Genomic DNA, 1,775 nt, shown 5'->3' with positions numbered 1-1,775 from the left:
CGATCGGGGTCCGCGCCCCGCCCCACCGGACCGGGCACTCCATTCTCATCCTCCACGCGACCCAGCCTAACGGCCGGGCGGGCGCAGGCGGCGCAGGAGTCTCGACCACCGGCTGCCCGACGAGGGCTCCGTGACCCGGGGGACGTCCTCGGACGCGCCCTCCCCGAGACGTCGGAGTCGCTCCCGCAGATCCCCGGGCATGTGGATGGGGCCGGACCCGCGAAGAGCCCGACGAGCGTCCTGCTGTTCGGTCACCTCGCGGCGGCACTGCGGGCACAGCGCGAGATGGGCGTCCGCGCGGACCTTTCCGGCGGAGGGGAGGCACCCGTCGACGTACGCCGCCGCCGCCTCGGTGGAGAGGTGGTCGGTGGAGAGGAAGTGGTGTCCCCCACGGGGAGGCGGAGTGCTCTCCGCCACTTCACGGACCGAATCCCGGGACAACCGGTACTCGGGGGCGGGACCGCGTCCCGCCTGGTATCGGTCCACCCTCGCCCCTTCTCGTCCGTCTTCCTCTGTACCTGATCCGGCCGGCACCCGGCGCTCCCACCGTCCGAGGGGCTCAACGCGCCGAGGGCGCCGCTGGTTCCCCGCAGACCCGGAGAGATCAGTCGATGCCCTGGTGCACCCCGGTCACGCCGGCCGCCTCGAGTTCGGCCCGCAGGGCGGACCGTCCCCGATGGATCCGGCTTCGGACCGTCCCCATCTTCACGCCGAGGATCCGTCCGACCTCCTCGTAACTGAGATCCTCGATGTCGCACAGCACCACCGCCGCGCGGAACTCGGGTGAGAGGTTGGCCAGGGCGGTCTGGAGCACCGGATCGAAGGTCTCCTCCGAGAGGACCTGCTCCGGACTGCGTTCCCGGCCCGGCACCCGCTCGGCGTCGTCGGGGAGAGCCTCGAAGCGGATGCGGCCTCGGCGCCGCGCCATGTCGAGGAAGAGGTTGGTGACGATGCGGTGCATCCACCCCTCGAAGGTGCCCGGCTTGTACTTGTCCAGGGACCTGAACACCCGGATGAACGCCTCCTGGGTGATGTCCTCCGCGTCGTGGGCGTTTCCGCAGAGCCGGAAGGCCAGACGGTAGACCCTGTCCCCGTGCTGGGCGACGAGTTGGGACCAGGACGGCATGTCCGCGGCATCACCGCTCGCGTCGAAGCGTGCGGTCCCCACCGCCTCATCGTGGTCCCCGCCGGGGACGATCGACGTCTCGTGCACGGTCTGCGAGTACATGCGCTGCCGCCGCCTTCCGGCGCGGGATCCTCGCAAGTCGCCCGCGCGGTCTTCCGCCGCACCCTCGTGGAGCGACGTGGTCCCACCCTCCCTCATCGGGCTGTTCTCACGGTATACCCGTACTGAGATCCCCCTGAGAGTCTCATACCGATCCGATCACCGCGCGTTGGACACGTCGTACGCGCACGCGGCGATACGCTGACCAGGTGTCCGATTCGACTGACGTCCCCGCCACCGACCGTTCCCGGCTCACCGATCTCGCGCGCCGCAGTGCCGGTCTGGTCGACGACTCCCTCTACGCCCCCGCACGCGCGGAGGCGGCCGAACTGGGTGCCGCCTCCCCGGACGCGTTGACCGCCGAGGTGATCCGGTTGGTCGCGAGACTGACCGGAGCCCGGGCCGCGGTGTGCATCTCCCCCGCTCCCGGCGTCCCCGCCCTGGCGATCCTGGCCGCGACCGGGCAGGGCTCGGGCACCGTGGTCACCTGCATCACCGACGATCCTCATCACCTCGAGGCGGCGCGGGCCGCGGTGCGGGACGCCGGCCA

At 71.4% G+C, this 1,775-nt stretch carries 2 protein-coding genes and 1 pseudogene; 1 reads left to right on the top strand and 2 read right to left on the bottom strand.

Going from position 1 to position 1,775, the window contains the following annotated elements; genetic code table 11:
- Positions 1–66: 66 nt before the first annotated feature.
- Positions 67–486, bottom strand: coding sequence for a zf-HC2 domain-containing protein (locus tag G6019_RS16565; RefSeq protein ID WP_182613208.1), 420 nt, complete (start codon positions 484–486; stop codon positions 67–69).
- Between the two features lie 118 nt (positions 487–604).
- Positions 605–1,228: an RNA polymerase sigma factor SigE gene (gene sigE / locus G6019_RS16560; protein WP_107756748.1), complete on the bottom strand. Its 624-nt coding sequence runs from the start codon at positions 1,226–1,228 to the stop codon at positions 605–607.
- A gap of 206 nt (positions 1,229–1,434) precedes the next feature.
- Between sigE and G6019_RS16555 the strand changes: the two are divergent.
- Positions 1,435–1,775, top strand: a pseudogene (locus G6019_RS16555) (hypothetical protein); the annotation flags it as partial.

Source organism: Dietzia sp. DQ12-76 (assembly GCF_014145045.1).
Lineage (GTDB): Bacteria > Actinomycetota > Actinomycetes > Mycobacteriales > Mycobacteriaceae > Dietzia.
The sequence above is the reverse complement of the archived record's forward strand: the minus strand, read 5'-3'. Positions and strand labels throughout refer to the sequence as shown.